Origin of the sequence: Indolivaga capnocytophagoides, from assembly GCF_036511535.1 — a bacterium.
Taxonomy (GTDB): Bacteria; Bacteroidota; Bacteroidia; order Bacteroidales; family Dysgonomonadaceae; genus Dysgonomonas_A; species Dysgonomonas_A capnocytophagoides.
In genome coordinates this window covers 3,233,809-3,251,053 of the sequence record NZ_AP028867.1, presented here as the reverse complement: position 1 = coordinate 3,251,053, position 17,245 = coordinate 3,233,809, and the positions used below count along the sequence as shown (strand labels likewise).

Annotated in this window: 13 protein-coding genes and 1 pseudogene; 11 read left to right on the top strand and 3 right to left on the bottom strand. The window is 39.5% G+C overall.

Annotation, left to right across the window (positions count from 1 at the left end; all coding sequences use genetic code 11):
- Positions 1-450 precede the first annotated feature (450 nt).
- Together AABJ51_RS13050 and AABJ51_RS13045 are read left to right on the top strand one after the other, a co-directional pair.
- Positions 451-3,948 (top strand): glycosyltransferase family 117 protein, encoded by a 3,498-nt coding sequence (locus tag AABJ51_RS13050; RefSeq protein ID WP_338372861.1) that lies wholly within the window; start codon positions 451-453, stop codon positions 3,946-3,948.
- Positions 3,949-4,100: 152 nt separating this feature from the next.
- A pseudogene (locus tag AABJ51_RS13045) lies at positions 4,101-4,712 on the top strand (polysaccharide deacetylase family protein); the annotation flags it as partial.
- Between the two features lie 28 nt (positions 4,713-4,740).
- Here AABJ51_RS13045 and AABJ51_RS13040 read toward each other — a convergent pair.
- Positions 4,741-5,961 (bottom strand): S-adenosylmethionine:tRNA ribosyltransferase-isomerase, encoded by a 1,221-nt coding sequence (locus AABJ51_RS13040; RefSeq protein ID WP_338372860.1) that lies wholly within the window; start codon positions 5,959-5,961, stop codon positions 4,741-4,743.
- 142 nt (positions 5,962-6,103) lie between these two features.
- On the opposite strand from AABJ51_RS13040, the gene AABJ51_RS13035 reads away from it, so the two are divergent.
- From AABJ51_RS13035 to AABJ51_RS12995, 9 genes are all read left to right on the top strand, one after another.
- Positions 6,104-7,150, top strand: a complete 1,047-nt coding sequence (locus tag AABJ51_RS13035; RefSeq protein ID WP_338372859.1) for a DUF2027 domain-containing protein — start codon at positions 6,104-6,106, stop codon at positions 7,148-7,150.
- 34 nt (positions 7,151-7,184) lie between these two features.
- A complete protein-coding gene (locus tag AABJ51_RS13030) occupies positions 7,185-7,769 on the top strand; it encodes an LEA type 2 family protein (RefSeq protein ID WP_338372858.1) in 585 nt (194 codons plus the stop codon).
- Positions 7,770-7,888: 119 nt separating this feature from the next.
- Positions 7,889-8,236 carry a translation initiation factor gene (locus AABJ51_RS13025; protein ID WP_026625900.1) on the top strand — a complete coding sequence of 116 codons (348 nt, stop codon included), beginning with the start codon at positions 7,889-7,891 and terminating at the stop codon, positions 8,234-8,236.
- Complete coding sequence (locus tag AABJ51_RS13020) at positions 8,214-11,465, top strand: UvrD-helicase domain-containing protein (RefSeq protein ID WP_338372857.1); 3,252 nt, start codon at positions 8,214-8,216, stop codon at positions 11,463-11,465. The genes AABJ51_RS13025 and AABJ51_RS13020 overlap by 23 nt, the downstream gene beginning before the upstream one ends.
- 36 nt (positions 11,466-11,501) lie before the next feature.
- The gene (locus AABJ51_RS13015) at positions 11,502-12,140 is read left to right on the top strand and encodes a tetratricopeptide repeat protein (RefSeq protein WP_338372856.1); all 639 of its coding nucleotides are present in this window, start codon (positions 11,502-11,504) and stop codon (positions 12,138-12,140) included.
- Complete coding sequence (locus AABJ51_RS13010) at positions 12,137-12,931, top strand: polymorphic toxin type 23 domain-containing protein (RefSeq protein WP_338372855.1); 795 nt, start codon at positions 12,137-12,139, stop codon at positions 12,929-12,931. Before AABJ51_RS13015 ends, AABJ51_RS13010 begins: the two co-directional genes overlap by 4 nt.
- Position 12,932: 1 nt before the next feature.
- Positions 12,933-13,514, top strand: a complete 582-nt coding sequence (locus AABJ51_RS13005; RefSeq protein ID WP_338372854.1) for a hypothetical protein — start codon at positions 12,933-12,935, stop codon at positions 13,512-13,514.
- A gap of 210 nt (positions 13,515-13,724) precedes the next feature.
- On the top strand, positions 13,725-14,621 hold the full coding sequence (locus tag AABJ51_RS13000; RefSeq protein ID WP_134437242.1) for a DUF2156 domain-containing protein: 897 nt from the start codon (positions 13,725-13,727) through the stop codon (positions 14,619-14,621).
- Positions 14,618-15,463, top strand: a complete 846-nt coding sequence (locus AABJ51_RS12995; protein WP_338372853.1) for a GNAT family N-acetyltransferase — start codon at positions 14,618-14,620, stop codon at positions 15,461-15,463. Before AABJ51_RS13000 ends, AABJ51_RS12995 begins: the two co-directional genes overlap by 4 nt.
- On the opposite strand, the gene AABJ51_RS12990 is transcribed toward AABJ51_RS12995, so the two are convergent.
- Positions 15,438-16,295, bottom strand: coding sequence for an MBL fold metallo-hydrolase (locus AABJ51_RS12990; protein ID WP_134437240.1), 858 nt, complete (start codon positions 16,293-16,295; stop codon positions 15,438-15,440). The genes AABJ51_RS12995 and AABJ51_RS12990 overlap by 26 nt on opposite strands.
- Positions 16,295-17,242 carry an NAD(P)H-dependent flavin oxidoreductase gene (locus AABJ51_RS12985; protein ID WP_338372852.1) on the bottom strand — a complete coding sequence of 316 codons (948 nt, stop codon included), beginning with the start codon at positions 17,240-17,242 and terminating at the stop codon, positions 16,295-16,297. The genes AABJ51_RS12990 and AABJ51_RS12985 overlap by 1 nt, the downstream gene beginning before the upstream one ends.
- Positions 17,243-17,245: the final 3 nt, after the last annotated feature.

Genomic DNA, 17,245 nt, shown 5'->3' with positions numbered 1-17,245 from the left:
TAAATGCTGTTTGAGCTCGTAGAGCGAGTTTTATTTAGTTTCGTCCGTGAACGTTGTCAGATAGACAGAGCCTCGAAGCGCCAAAGACTTTTTGATTCCTTTTGGGGCTTTGGCCAAAAGGAATACAAGCAATCTATGATTGCGCGTAGTAGAAAAAGAACATTTTTCAACTGCTGCTTCGAAATTAATAGTAATCGAGCTGTTATTATACATTAACTTAGTAACTTTTGTAACCTTTTCGAATTTATATAAAATGAGATGTTTTAAAGCAGCAACCGTCTGTTGTTGTACTGCTTTACAAAAGCAATAATCGGTCTGAGACCTTAAAAAAGAATAATGAAACTATTTAGTTCCATCCAATTAACTATCTTTGCACATTGATTATAAAAGAGGAAGTTACATTTTGGGTATTTTAGAGAGAATATCCGAGCTAATTATCTAATCCAGAATATGAAGAGATATAACTTAGTCAATAATGTCTTTGGATGGTTAAGTTTTGCAATCGCTGCTGTTGTTTACCTGATGACTATAGAGCCAACAGCGAGTTTTTGGGATTGCGGCGAGTTTATAACATCAGCATATAAATTTGAGGTAGGACACCCTCCCGGTGCTCCTTTCTTTATGTTGACAGGTAAATTTTTCACTTTATTTGCTTCAGATCCGTCTCAGGTAGCTAAGATGGTCAATTCGATGTCAGCATTGCTTAGTGCTCTTACTATTCTTTTCTTATTTTGGACAATAACCCATCTGGCAAAGAAACTGATCTACACCGACTCATCAAAAGGAATGACTTTGGGTCAAATGATCACTATTATCGGTTCGGGTCTTGTAGGTGCATTAGTATATACATTCTCTGATACATTTTGGTTTTCGGCTGTCGAAGGCGAGGTTTACGCTTATTCTTCGATGTTTACGGCTCTTGTTTTCTGGCTTATTCTAAAATGGGAGAACAGGGCGGATCAACCGGGATCGGATAAATGGCTGGTACTTATCGCTTATATGATGGGGCTTTCGATAGGCGTTCACTTATTGAACCTGCTTTGTATCCCTGCGATCGTTCTTGTATATTATTTCAAAAAAGTAGAGAGTCCTAATTTCAAAGGAATATTATTGGCTTTGGCCGGATCTTTGGGTTTGATCGTTGTACTAATGTACGGTGTTATTCCCGGGTTTACAAAAGTCGGAGGACAAGTTGAACTTTTCTTTGTTAATACATTAGGCTTATCATATAACTCCGGTGTATTCACATACCTTATTATATTATTGGCATCCATTGCTTGGGGACTGTTCGAAACATTGTCAGCAAAAGGAAATCTGAAAAGAGCCAAGATTGCATTTGTGTTGAGTATGGCTCTTTCGGGAATTACCTTCATCGGATCAGGATGGGTGTTATGGATTATTCTGCTTGGCGGATTGATTGCATTTTGTGTGAAAAGCAAGAAGGTTACTTTCCGTATGGTAAATACTTCGCTGTTGTGTCTGCTGGTGATTTTAATCGGGTATTCATCGTTTGCGATTATTCCGATCCGTTCTACAGCAAATACACCAATGGATCAGAATTCACCGGAAGATGTATTTTCTCTGACTGATTACCTGAACCGTGAACAATATGGCGATTCTCCTTTGTTTTACGGCCGTACTTATGCTTCTGATGTGAAAAGAGACTACAACGGTAGAGCCGTTGAAGCTTCGAAGAAAAAGAAATACGATAAAATAGTTAAGAAATCTCCGGATGAAAAAGACCGCTATTTTGTAGCAAGTGAGTCTCCGACGTATGATTATACAAATACGATGTTCTTTCCCCGTATGTACTCCGATGAATCCCGCCATATGAGTGGTTACCGGAATTGGGGAGGAGTGACTGATCCTAAAATTCCGCCGACATTTTTCCAGAATATCCAATACTTGTTCTCTTACCAGATCAATTTTATGTACTGGAGATATTTTATGTGGAACTTCTCAGGTCGTCAGAATGATGTTGCGTCATCAGGAGGTATCAGCAACGGTAACTGGATAACAGGTATCAGCTTTATCGACGAACATGTTTTAGGTCTTGGGCCTCAGGATAATCTACCGCCGGATATCGCCAATAACAAAGGACATAATGTATTTTATATGATGCCTCTGATACTTGGTATTATAGGTTTAGTGTATCAGCTGTCGAGAGGAAAGAGAGGTGAACAGCAGTTATGGGTAACCTTTATGTTATTCTTTATGACCGGGCTTGCCATTGTTCTTTATTTGAATCAGAAACCATATGAACCTCGTGAACGTGATTATGCTTATGCCGGATCGTTCTATGCGTTTAGTATCTGGATCGGTTTAGGTATAGCAGGATTGTGGCACTTGGCAAAACGGTATCTGCCCGAAACAGCCGCCGCTGCTGTGGTATCTGTTATCGGACTTATTGTTCCTGTACAAATGGCTTCGCAGACATGGGACGACCACGATCGCTCGGGACGTTATACTATGCGTGATTTCGGGATGAATTATCTGCGTAGTATAGCCAAAGATGGTATTGTATTTACCAATGGTGATAATGATACGTTCCCTTTATGGTATGCACAGGAGGTTGAAGGTTTCCGTACCGATGTCCGCGTGACCAATCTCAGCTATTTGCAAACAGACTGGTATGTGGATCAGATGCGCCGTCAGGCATATGATTCTCCAGCTCTTCCTATCGAATGGGATAAATCTCACTACATTGGAGATAAAGGACAATATGCTTACGTTATCACAAAAGAACAGATAGAAGCTTATCTTAAACAGCAACTGAGTCAGGGTTCGGGTAACTCATGGATGGATAAACTCGGTAATGAGCAGAATATAGATCTTTCGGCTTATTACGATAAGAGTGTATTTACAGATACTGTTCCTTTGGAAGAGTTGATGAATACATTGAGAACAAACTTCAGTTATGTACCGAAAAATCCATTTATTCAAAGTAACGATGAATTAGTGGTTCCGGGTAACCTTCTTTATATGAAAGTTGATACCAGCAAGGTTGACTGGAAAACATTAAACGCAAAACCGCTTCCTTATATGTTTATCAATCTTGGAGGCAAGAGCGTTGTGTATCGTCAGGAATTGATGATCATGGAAATGCTGAGCAATATCAATAAAGGTAATTGGGAGCGTCCTATCTATTTTGCGACAACTGTCGGCTCAGATATGTATATGAACATGCAGGATAAGAACTTCTCTCTTGAGGGAATGGCTTACAGGATAACCCCCGGAGTTGTAAGTGAGACCGGAGTAAATACAGAGGTGGCTTACGATAACATGGTGAATAAATTTAAGTGGGGAGGTATCGAAAATCCGAAAGTGTATCTGGATGAAAACAATATGCGTACCTGCAAAACATTCAGATTGATGTTCAGCCAATTGATCTCAGCTCTAATTACCGAAGGCAAGAACGAGAAAGCTTTATCGGCTCTTGATTACTGTATCAAAGTTATTCCTGCTGCAACAGTGCCTATGGGTGGAGAATCGATATCGTTTATTGATTTCTATTACAAGCTGGGACAACCCGAAAAAGCAGAGAATATCAGAAAGATTATTGAAGACAGATCAGAGCAATCCCTGAATTGGTATAGCCGTCTGAATCCGGAACAAATGAATAACAGTACTGCTGATATTCGTGAATATTACGACAACCTGCTCCGTATAGCGATGGTATATCAGCAAAACGGAATGATGGATAAATACAAATCAATGGTAGAAAGGCTGCAGGGATATGTGCAGAAATATTACCAGAACAGGGCTTCAACCCTTGGTAACTATGCCTTGAAAAATCTGACAGATGTTTCTATCCGCGGATATTATATTGCAGAACATGATTCGCAAAATCAGAAGCTCGAAGAAGAGCTTTCACGCAAATCGATGCAGTTAATGCAGCAATATAGTCCGGCTTTATTACAAGAATATGCTGCGCGAAGCAACGAATAACAAAAAATTGCATCTATGTATAAGGGTTGGGTAATTTCCGCCCTTATACAAGGTGTTTTTTATTAGTAATAAGCAGTTATGATTGAATGTAATAGATTGTTGCTGCAATACATAAAGAAATAATAAAAGGGTCTGTGACTCTAAATTAAACAATGTTTATAGAGCAACCACCGTTTATTTACAGGCTTCTCTTTCCAGGAGGGATATGGAGAATGCCAAGTAAAGAAGAAAAAGTAATATATCTCACATTTGATGATGGTCCCATTCCCGAGATCACTCCTTGGGTACTTGATGTATTAGACCAATATAATATAAAAGCTACATTTTTTTGTGTAGGAGATAATGTGAGAAAGCACCCCGAAGAGTATGCCGAAGTACTTAGACGGGGGCATAGTGTAGGTAACCATACCTTCAACCACATACAGGGATTAAAAACCCGTACGGCGAATTATATGAAGAATGCCGAATTGGCATCTCAGTATATAGATTCTCCTCTTTTCCGTCCGCCGCATGGACACCTGCGTCTTCCTCAGTTTTTCAGATTAAAGAAAAACTACCATATTATTTTGTGGGACGTTGTGACACGTGATTACAGCAAACGTATGACCCCCGAGCAGGTATTGGACAATGTTAAAGACTATACCCGCAATGGATCGGTTATTGTATTTCACGACTCATTGAAAGCCGAGAAAAATATGAAATATGCCTTGCCTTTGGCTATTGAATGGCTAAAGGAGCAGGGATATGTTTTTAAAACCATTGAAGAAGGCTTAGCTCAATACGACCATGAAACTATCGAAGCAATAGTGACGAATCACCATAACTCAGAAAACGATAATCGTGAGTTAGCGCGTGATTATAGATAGTCTTCCAATCGCCTTTTACAAAAGCCGAAACCAATAATAAAAGGGTGCTCTGCGGCTGATGAAAGTTAGTGACTATACCGGTCACGATCTTAAACTCATAGCCCGGAGCTATTATTATTTGCGTATCTGCCAAAAGCACCTTCAAAGAATTTTCTGCAAGGTAGTCTAAAATATTTCGGAGAGCCTTATCTTTTGTGATAAGATTTTGTGAAGAATCATATGGCTGCCATTGATCTACTTTCAGATGTTCGGGGTTCGGATTGGTTTCGAGTCCTGCACCGATGTAAAACAGGCTTTCGAGGGTTCTTACCGAAGTAGTCCCTACTGCAATGATGTTTCCCTGATGGGATAAAAGATGTTCTATGGTCTCTTTCCGTACGGATATAAATTCGGAGTGCATCTCATGATCATTGATCGTGTCGCTTTTTACCGGCTTGAAAGTTCCTGCTCCCACGTGCAGTGTTACTTCATCTGTCTCGATTCCCTTATCCTTTAAGTTGGTAAAAACTCGTTCAGTGAAGTGTAATCCGGCTGTCGGTGCAGCCACCGAGCCTTTTATCTTCGAATATACTGTTTGATAAGTTGCCTTGTCTTTTTCTTCCGTGTCCCGATTTAGATAAGGAGGAATCGGTAGTTCTCCGCATATGTCGAGTATGTCTGCAAAGGTAAACCGCCGGTCATTCCATGAAAATTCTACAATATGTGTATGTCCTGCCGAGTGGATTCTTTTAGCTGTTATGTGCAAAGTGTCTCCTTTGATTGTGACTTCTTTGGTCAGTTCTCCTTCTTTCCATTTCTTAAGATTGCCGATCATGCAATGCCATGAACATTTATCAGTCGTTTGGAATATGAGGTTGTAATCGTGAGGAAAGTATGGATCAAGACAAAAGATCTCGATCTGTGCTCCTGTTGATTTCTGAAAGTACATCCTAGCCTGAATCACTTTCGTGTTATTGAATACCATCAAACTATCTGAAGGAAGAAAATCAGTAATAGAAATGAAATTGCTGTCGGTGATTTGGCTGTTCTTATATACGAGTAGTTGCGAACTATCTCTTTCGTCTAAAGGATATTTTGCAATGCGGTTATCCGGAAGATCATAGGTGAAATCTTTGATATGTATGTGACGTGGGTCGGAATTGTTCATCTGAAAGTATATCGAATTGTTATATTTCCTAAACACACAAAGTGTATCTGGTTCTACTCTTTTTTTATCCGTCAAAATTACTCAACTTTGCACAGATATGAAAGGCTTCGATCATAAGCCTTCTCTTTAATATACATATATTATGAAAATAGGAGATAAAGTACGCTTTCTGAATACAACAGGGGGGGGGATTGTAAAAGGATTTCAGGGTAAAGATATAGTTGTAATAGATGATGACGGGTTTGATACACCGGTGCTTATTCGTGAATGCGTAGTAATAGAGCCTGCAAATGATACTCAGGTGCGTCAATCCGTAAAGCCTCAAAATGTAACTGAACCAACGAGGACAGTTTATCAGGAAAAGCCGGAACAAGATGTTCCCGTTACAGAAACAAAGGAAGGAGAACTTATTACTGCCTGTCTGGCCTATCTGCCTCTTGATGAAAAGAATTTGTCAACCTCTTCGTACGAATGTTACTTGGTGAATGACAGCAACTACTTCTTGAGTTATAGCTATATGAGCCGAGCAGAAAAAGGATGGATAAGCCGTGCTATCGGCACGATAGAGCCAAATACGAAGATATTCTTGGAGGAATTCGATAAAACAGACCTGAATGATCTGGAAAAAGTCTGTGTACAGTTTCTTGCATTCAAGAAGGATAAACCTTTCAGCCTGAAAAATACCTGCTCGACTGAAATTCGCATAGATACTGTAAAGTTCTATAAACTGCATAGTTTCAGGGAAAATGACTTTTTCGATGAAAATGCAATCATCTATTATCTGATGAAAAATGATGTTTCGGAAAAAGCAATGTCTATAGAACCAGAGGTTATTGCAGAGGCTATGTTCGAAAAGAAACAGTCTGAGCGCCCACGTATCCAGGCGGCAAAGAAGAAAGAAAGTTCTCTTGTTATCGAGGTTGACCTTCATATAGATGAGCTGATAGATACTACTGCCGGATTAGAAGCTTCCGATATTCTGGACTATCAATTGACCAAGTTCAGGGAAGTGATGGATGAAAATAAGTCGAAACGAGGTCAGAAGATTGTATTTATCCATGGTAAAGGCGAAGGTGTTCTGAAAAAGTCTATTCTGGATGAGCTCAAAAACAAATATAAGAATACTTATATTCAAGATGCTTCGTTTCGTGAATACGGTTTCGGTGCAACTATGGTAACGATTAAATAAATGTCTTGCACCCTATTACTCAAAACAACTAAATATGAATAAAAAAATCTTGGGATTAGTACTGTTTGTTTCAGTGCTTCTTACATCTTGCGGAGTTGGTAATGATCTTACCAGCGCATATAATATTACTCAATGTGAGTATAAATATAAAAATATAGCTAATCTGAACGTGTCGGGAATGAATTTATCAAATGGCATTTCTCCGACTTATGTGCCGAAGTTACTTGCTATCTTAGGTGGAACGGCTTCTTCCATTCCTATGAATTTTACATTAAATCTGGATGTGAAGAATCCCAATGCAACAGTGGCAGCATTGAATGGACTTCAATATATAATCAGCATTGATGATGTTCAGTTTACAACCGGACAGGTCAATCGAGCTTTGAATATTGCAGGAGGAGCATCTCAGACGCTTCCGTTGAATATCGGTGTAGATTTAGCGACATTGATGTCAGGGAATTCTAAAACTGCGGTTCAAAATATCGCAAAGAATTTCATTGGGATAGGTTCGGATAAATCTAATGTGACAGTACAGATCAAGCCTACATTTATGGTTGGCGGACGTGCTATTACATCTCCAATGTATATACCGGTAAGTTTTACTTTCGGAGGAAAGTAAGGTTTCTGAGTTTTCTGTTCAAACCAGAATAACTTTTATAGGATATCGCAAGGCGCACATTTCGTACGCCTTGCTTTTTTTACTATTTTTGACTTTAAAGAAATTCACTGTTTTCAGATATGAAAAAAGATAACGACTGGAAAGAAAGGCTCAATGTGGTGTATTCGACTAATCCCGATTTCAGCTACGAATCGGAAGAGGAAGAAGAGCAATCGACTTTGCCTAAAGAAAAGCAATCGCTTCGTATAGAGTTGGATAAGCGTAACCGAAAGGGAAAATCGGTAACCCTTATTACTAATTTTATCGGAACTGATGATGACTTGCAGGATTTAGCAAAATTTCTGAAAACCCGTTGTGGGGTAGGAGGATCGGCTCGAGATGGCGAAATTCTGCTTCAAGGAGATTTCCGCCAGAAAGTATTAGACCTATTGCAGAAAGAAGGATATGCCAAATCACGAGTCATCTGATAAGGCAAATCTGATAGTATATAAAGCATCTGCTGGATCGGGAAAAACGCACCGATTGACGGCAGAGTATCTGTCGTTGCTTTTTGCTTCGCCCTTTGCCTACAAACACATACTTGCCGTAACCTTTACCAATAAGGCCACGGAAGAAATGAAATCGAGAATCATTGATGAGCTCGCAAATTTGGCTTCGGGTCGAGATTCGGATTATGCCAAAGACTTGTCGAAAGAATACGGCAAAGCAGAAGATGCAATAAGAGAGCAGGCTAGAAAAATACTGATTAGCATTCTTCACGATTATTCTTCTTTCTCAATCAGTACGATAGACCGGTTTTTTCAGCAGACCATGCGGGCATTTACCCGTGAAATAGGTCTTGGCGGAGGATATAATGTAGAGCTGGATACGGGTCGTGTACTGGGCGAAGCCATAGACACGATGTTATATGATTTGGAGCGTTCGGAAAACGAACAGCTTTTGGATTGGCTCATTCGTTTTTCGGAAGAGAAGATCGAAAGTGGCGGCACATGGAATATCCGAAACGATATACAGGATCTTTCGTCGGAAATATTTAAGGAAAGCTACAAAGCCTTCAGCGACCAGATACAAGCTGATATAGCTAATAAGGGATTATTGGACGATTATAAGAAAATGCTGCTTGCATATATTCGGCAGTTCGAACAGGAATCAAGAGAGATTGGAGAAAAGGCAATGAATATTATGTTGCGCTGCGATCTTCAGCCATTCGATTTTATTCGGGGAAAAACATCTCCTTTTGTCAGTTTCCTGAGGTGGGCAAGTGGGGAAATAAAAGCACCTACAGCTACTTTTTCGAAATTGGTCAATGATGTGTCGGCTTGGTACGCAAAAACAGCTCCGGCTGATGTCAAAAGTAAAATCGAAGGAGCTTATGACAGCGGATTAAATGAATGTGTCTGTCGTATAACCGAACTTTACAATAATTCGGTCACTTATCAGACTGCCAGCGAAATTAACCGTTATTTTTTCACTTTGGGTATTTTGGGTGATGTGGATAAGAATGTCCGCAGTTATGCCGCCGAGAATAACATTATGCTGATTTCCGATACTACCGAACTGCTTAATAAGATTATTCAGGGAACAGACAGCCCTTTTATCTATGAAAAGGTTGGTACTCGGGTAGAACATTATATGATTGATGAGTTTCAGGACACATCAGGCATGCAGTGGGCAAATTTTTTGCCATTGGTAAAAGACAGTTTATCAGCAGGAAATAAAAACCTGATAGTAGGAGACGTAAAGCAAAGTATTTATCGCTGGCGCAACTCCGATTGGAAGTTGTTGGATGAACAGTTGGATGTCGATTTCAAGTCGAATGGTATTCATCACGAATCATTAGACACTAATTGGCGGAGTGATAAGAATATTATAGATTTCAATAATTCGATTTTCGAAACAGGATCAACCCTTCTTCAAAACCTGTATAATGAAAGTCTCGAAGAGATAACTGTCAGTTCATCTTTGGCATCTTTTTATAGAAAGATTAAAAAAGCATATAGCGATTCATATCAGCATCTGCCTGAGAAGAAGAAAGACTCGACAGGACATGTTTCTATTGAGTTTATCAATACTGAAGAAAATTCCAACTGGCAGGCTTATGCTTTGGAGCAGCTTCCTCAAACAATAGAGACGCTGCAAGACAAAGGATATGATTTGAGGGATATAGCCATATTGGTACGTACAAAGAAAGAAGGTGCAGATGCTGCCAACTGTCTGCTTGAATATAAAAGCAAAAACCCCGGAAGTAAGTATAAATATGATATTATATCGGACGAGGCACTGTTTATCCGTAATTCGAAAAGTATAAAATTGGTAGTATCTTTGCTGAAGTATCTTCGTAATTCTTCGGATTCTACCCTGCGGACTCTGGCTATATACGAATATTATAAGTTTAAAGACCAGTTGACTCCCGAAGAAACTATTCGTTCTCATTTTTCGGCATCGGGAGATTTTCCGGAAGATGTAATTGATAACCTCAATCGGATAAAGGAACTTCCATTGTATGAAATGACAGAGGAAATATTCAATCTTTTTAAAGATGCGATGGAAGCCAATGAGAATATATATATACAGGCTTTTCTGGATATGGTTCTCGATTTTTCTGTGAAAAAATCATCCGATCTGGATTCGTTTCTCCAATGGTGGGACGAAACCGGACAAAGCAAAACCATATTTACTCCCGACGGACAGGATGCCATACGTATTATGACTATTCATAAATCGAAAGGGCTTGGCTTTCCGGTCGTAATTATGCCGTTTTGTAACTGGGATATAGATCATAAGCTCACAACTATACTTTGGTGCCAGCCAAAGATGGAACCTTTCGACCTGCTGCATCTTGTTCCGGTCAGGTATTCGCAAAAGCTGAGTAACACGATTTTCGCGTATGACTATCTGGAAGAAAAGCTGCATGCCTTTATTGATAATCTCAATGTATTATATGTCGCATTTACCAGGGCAAAAAATGATCTGATTATATTTTCACCGAAGCCGAAAGAAAAAGCTAAGGGCATCGGTAATATATCGTCCCTGCTTTGGGCTTGCTGTCATTCGACTGCGGAGCAACAAGGTGAAAAAATATTTATCGATCTGAGTAGCTCCATGGATGATGAAAATAACCGATTGGAGCTGGGTGAATCTTCGTGCTCTTTTATTAAGAAGGCGGAAGATGTTGAAAGTGAAGTTAGTATAGGAATACTAGAAAGTATACCCTTTGATAACCGATTAAAACTCAGGTTAAATAATAAATACTTCTTTACAGACCAGGGACAGCGGGAATACGGAACGCTTATGCATGAGATTGTAAGCAATGTAACCTCTCTGAATGAGCTTGATAAAGTGATCGAAAAATATCGATTAGCAGGGGTGATAACTACTGAAGAGAAGATCCGTGTATCGGGATTATTGCATGAGTATCTGTCAGTCCCGAAAATTTCGGAATGGTATTCGGGCAATTATAAAGTACTGAATGAAGTGCAGATACTACAACCTAACGGTACTTTTATCCGACCCGACAGAGTGATGATAAAAGGCTCCGAAGTAATTGTCATTGACTATAAGTTCGGAGAAAAAGAAGAAAAAAAATACTTAAAACAGGTAAAAAATTACATGACCCAAATCAAAAAAATGGGATATACCGCCGTAAAAGGGTATATTTGCTATATTGTATTAAGTAAAGTTATAGAGATTGAGTAACTTATGAGTTACAAATCATAAAAGCACTAATTAGGGATGGTAAGAACACTCATTATAAGTATATTCATTTTTTCGGGCAGTTTGATCCATGCCCAAACTCCGCAATCTTTGACTTCTGCCGATTGGGTGAAAATCGCTGATGAGAAACTGTCCACCGGTGACTTTTCGGGTGCTATATTCGGATATGAAGTTGCCGTAAAAATGGACTCTCTCAATAGTGAGGCTTTTCGAAAATGGGGGAGTATTCTTACTCACACTGCTGTATTGGAAGATAATCAGGAGCAATTTGATGAAGGTCTCGGCAAGTTTGAAACTGCGGTTCGCTTAAATCCCACAAGAGCAAATAACTATTACGAATGGGGTAATGCTTTGTTGAAGAAAGGCAGACACGAAGAAAATCTTAAATTATATAAGAAAGAAATATTAGAAAAGTTCACAGCTGCAGAGGCTTTGTCCGATCAGGTGGGTGCATATTGTATTGCATCATTTTATGCTCTGATTAAAGATAAAAAGAATAGCCTTAAATGGCTGGATGCTACTTTATCAAACAATTATTCGACAAAAGACAGCCGCATAAACCGCCGGTTGCTCGAACATGATCCTAATCTTAGCAATGTAAGAGAAGACAGTAATTTCAAAAAATTGATAGATACTTACTTTCCGCTTCCTCAATGATACGGTTATTACTGGTTGTCGTAGTGGGTAATATTGTGTCTTCCGTTTTCGGGCAGAGAATGACTCATCGCAACGATTTTACATCCTTCTATATTCTGGATAGGGATAGGCACAATAATTTTGAAATATCTGCATCGTTGGTCGCTGTTTTTACTACAGGAGCAGCCGACCGTAATGGCTTTCGGATAGGAGGAGGGTTGTCTGCCTCAAAAACGATAGGCAACTGGACATTCTCTGCCGGATTGGATGCTTATAAAGCTCTCAGTCGATTTGGTCTTGGGACGACCTATGCAGGTATTATTTACGATACACCCAAGACCGCAGCATCTTATTATCTGAATAAATATCATCAGGGAGAAAAGCAGATGTCGGGTATCGTTGGGGTACGTATCAGAGACTTCGAGATAAAGTTCGAAGATGATATCTTATCACTGCCTTTTACCGGATTCAGAGTATATGACCGCTATCGTACCGCTGCGCTTGAACTCCGATACAGACAATTCTTGCTGGGTATGAATGTATATACTTCTGAACCGAATGGGTTGACGGATGCTTCACTGTATAACAGAAAAGGAGTGTATAAAGAAGGAAATCAGATATCAAGCCCTCTTTATTTGGGATATACCGATAAAAATCTGATGGTACGATACGGATGGAACAGCAATTTGGGTGGATATATAGGACAGAATAGCTGGCACAGATCGCTGTTTGATACGGGTGACTTCAAATCGGGAGATTATCGCAATCAATTTCTGCAAGTGGGGACATATAAGCCATATAGCCTTTATTGATATGAAAAATATACTTTTTCTGTTTCCGATTACTTTACTGCTGATGGCTGGCTGTGTTTCGGTGCGACCTACCGATTTTACCTATTTCTATGATCGAAAAGATACAGGGCTATCTTCACGAATAAATATTGATGGTTATTACGTATCGGAAAGAGAATGTGACTCTGCCTTCTTTTCAGTATTTATGTTTTATCCCGATGGCTTATTTACTATTGCAACAACTAGTAATGCCGATCTTGTTGCTGAATGTTTTTCAACAGGAGGTAAATCTAAAATATGTCAGTATCCGTCGTGGGGTACTTATCGGCTTATCGGTGATACAATTAAGACACAGACGGTAATAGTCGAGGGAATGGCTTCGAGTTGTATTTTCCGTGATTATCTGATTCTTCCGGATGGAAGTATTATTAATCTCAGTGATTATGTGAACCTAGGAAGAAGTAAACTGATGTATATGAGGAATTATCCATCTTTTCGAACCAATCAATGTGCTGCTCCTGCCCGCTTTTATCCTATTACGGAAAAGCGGAAGAAGACTGATTGTCCTTATCTGTCTAAAGACTGGTTCTCTTCTGATAAGTAGAAATTTATCCCTTGTTGATATGTTTTATCTATTAACGATAGATTTTATTAATGTGAAAATGGAGAGATGTTTACCGGATTTCGAACAATCTAGCATGGTTATTGCAACAAACTGTGATAGCCGGATGTTAATTTGGTGAATTAAGTAATAGTACTAGGATTTTATACTTGCTAAATCAATAAAGGTCTGAGGCCTTAAATAGCTGAACTTATGATCAACTTCAAACAAATAGAACTGACGGACAAGCCTAAAATAGATGCTTGTCTTGAGGAAAATACGTATCGTGCCTGTGATTTTTGTTTTACGAACATGTTCACATGGAATGCTAAATTTAAAACCCAATATGATATTAATCATAAGACTTTGTTTCTGAGGTTTAATGAAGTCGACGGGAATACATATTACATGATGCCGATAGGTCCTATGCCAATCAAAGCGGCGATAGAAGAAATAATGGCAGATGCCAAAGCTTGTAATATACCGTTTATGATGAAAGGCATCACTAATGAAATGTGGGAGAAGATAAACAAGGCAATGCCCGGTCAATTTGAACACACTCATGAGCGCAACAACGACGAATACATCTATCTTTCGGAAAAACTAATAACACTCTCCGGTAAAAAACTACAAAGCAAAAGAAATCACATAAACCGTTTTATTGCAGATAACCCTGATTGGGTATATTTCCCTCTTACCACTCGTAAGGATCTGGATGAATGTGCATTCATGCTGGATGAATGGGAAAATGTAAAAGAGGATAAAAATCGTTCGCTCGGCTACGATTATATAGCAACAAAACTGATGCTTGAGCACTTTGATGAGCTGCAATTGAGGGGAGGAGCAATAAAAGTGAATGGGAAAATTATAGCCTTCACTATTGGTGAAAGGCTTACAAATGATACCTTTGTAGTACATGTTGAAAAGGCTTTTGCTGATATTAACGGATCGTACACCATAATCAACCGTGAATTTATAAAACACGAGGCTTCCGAATTTAAATATATCAACAGGGAAGAGGATATGGGATTGGATTCGCTGCGGCAGGCTAAACTTTCTTATCAACCGGAAATTTTACTTGAAGAAGGATTTTTAAGACCTAAGAAATGATACGATTTGCAGACACAGATGCTACACCTTTAGTTCGTTCGATGTGGAAGACCTGCTTCGGAGATACGGAGGAATATCTTGATCTGCATTTTTCGAAGAAATATAAGCCCGAAAATACATTGTTGTATTACGAAGGGGATATGGCTGTCGCTGCATTGCAGATGTTACCGTATTCTATTCGTTTTTATGGGAAAGAAATACCATTCTCTTATCTTGCCGGATTGTGTACCTTGCCTGAGTTCCGTAACAAAGGCTATATGGGGAAATTAATACGGACATCTTTCGATGTTCTGAAAGAGCGGCAGATTCCGCTTTGCGGGCTTGTTCCTGCCGAAGATTGGCTTTACGGATATTATGCAAAATATGGCTTTGAAACCGTTTTCGATTCTAAGGAAGATACGATTGATCTTAGCTCTGTATTAAGCAAAGGGAAGGATTTCCATGAGGATTATCTTCTATTCGATAAACAGTATCAGTCGGAAGATTTTTGCGTGTTGAAAACCGTTTTGGATTTTGAAGCTATTGTAGACGATTATAAAGACGAGGGATGTCCCCTAAAAGGAAACTTGAATGGTATGGCTCGGGTGGTTATGCCGGAAACCGTATTGGCTTTATATGCTGCTGTCTGTAATAATTACGACTTTGCAATAAGAGTAGATCAGGATGTATATGATATAAAACAGGGAAAGGTTAGCAAAGCCAACCTTTCCGATACTGATTTATCTGTGGATATAAACTTATTGACAAGGTTATTATTCGGATATCATATTTCAGAACTGGGTTCTCCATATTCTTCTTTATTTCAAGAGCATCACCCTATTCTAAATTTGATGCTGGAATAAGTACCTGAAATTCTCTTAATCCCGAAGGTTTTCCTCTGCTTAATGTTTTTAGAGTAACATCTTCACCAACTCTGATCCCTTTTTCCTTTAAGGCGTATTCTATTGTTTTATAGGCAAGTTCGGGATGATTATTATCCTGGCTGAGGTGGCAAAGCCATATTTCATCCAGATGATTGTTATAGATCGATGTCAGTAACTCACCTGTAAGCCTATTGCTAAGATGTCCCATTCCTGAGATAATACGCTGTTTGAGATGATATGGGTAATTTCCGTTGGTAAGCATCTCTTCATCGTAGTTTGCTTCTATAATAAGGTGATTAGCAGTTTTGGCGTATTGCTCTATGGTAGGAGTTATTCGTCCGACGTCGGTGACCAGCACTATTGTTTTTCCTCCGACTTTTATCTGATATCCGACGTTCTCAATCGTATCGTGAGGCACGTCAAATGCTGTTATTTCAAAATCCTTGATCGAAAAGCTGGTGTCTTTCTCAATGATTCTTTTGGAGCCTGAGATATTGTCCTGTACATACTTGGATCGCTCTATGCCGAAATGTACTGTTTCTGTAGCATAGACCGGAATACACATCTTACCGCCTAACCCGCCGATTGATTTTATATGGTCGGCATGGTCATGTGTCACCAGTACGGCTACAATAGTTTCCATTGCTACACCATAATCCCGCAAGTACTTTTTGAGGGTACGCATCCCGATGCCGGCATCGATAAGAATACCGTATTTAGATGTTCCGAGGTAATAGCAGTTGCCGCTGCTTCCACTGGAAAGACTGATCAGACGGAAGGCTGATGTGGGTGTAAATAAGTCGTATTGCATTATAACGAAAGATCTGAGAGCTTGTTAGCCTTTGCGTTAAAATCCGATACGATAGATTTGATGACTTCTGCGGCTGATGGTAAATCATTGATATGTGATGCGATCTGTCCGATTTCGAGTTCACCTTCAATAAGATCTCCTTCGAAGATTCCCTTTTTAGATCGTCCTCGTCCGAGTAGCTCTTTCATTTCTTCAACAGATGCTCCACGATCTTCGGCTTCGGTTACTTTATTGTAAAATTCATTTTTGATGAGTCGGGTTGGGCTCAGTTTCTTTAGAGAGAGCATTGTGTCACCCTCTTTGAGGCTGATGCATAATTTTTTGAATTCATCTGCAGCAGAGCTTTCCTGAGTCAGGGCAAAACGTGTGCCTATCTGTACACCTTCTGCACCTAATGCAAAGGCTGCAAGGGCTGTACTTCCGGTGGCAATTCCTCCTGCTGCGATTAATGGGATATCCAGAACTTCACGAACTTGAGGTATTAATGTAAGGGTAGTGGTTTCTTCACGTCCATTATGACCTCCGGCTTCAAAACCTTCGGCAACAACAGCGTTAACACCTGCCTCCTGACACTTCAATGCAAATTTGGAACTGGATACTACGTGCGCTACAATTATGCCGTGTTCCTGTAGTTTCTTTGTCCATGTCTTAGGATTTCCCGCTGATGTAAAGACAATTTTCACATCTTCAGCTATTATTATTTCGATGATCTCCTCGATATTTGGATATAGCAAAGGAACATTCACTCCGAAAGGTTTATCTGTTGCAGCTTTGCATTTTTGGATATGTTCACGTAATACTTCGGGATACATGGATCCTGCTCCGATAAGACCAAGCCCTCCGGCATTGCTCACAGCCGAAGCCAGACGCCATCCACTGCACCAAACCATTCCGCCCGATATGATCGGGTATTTAATTTTAAAAAGATCTGTTATTCTATTATTCATATT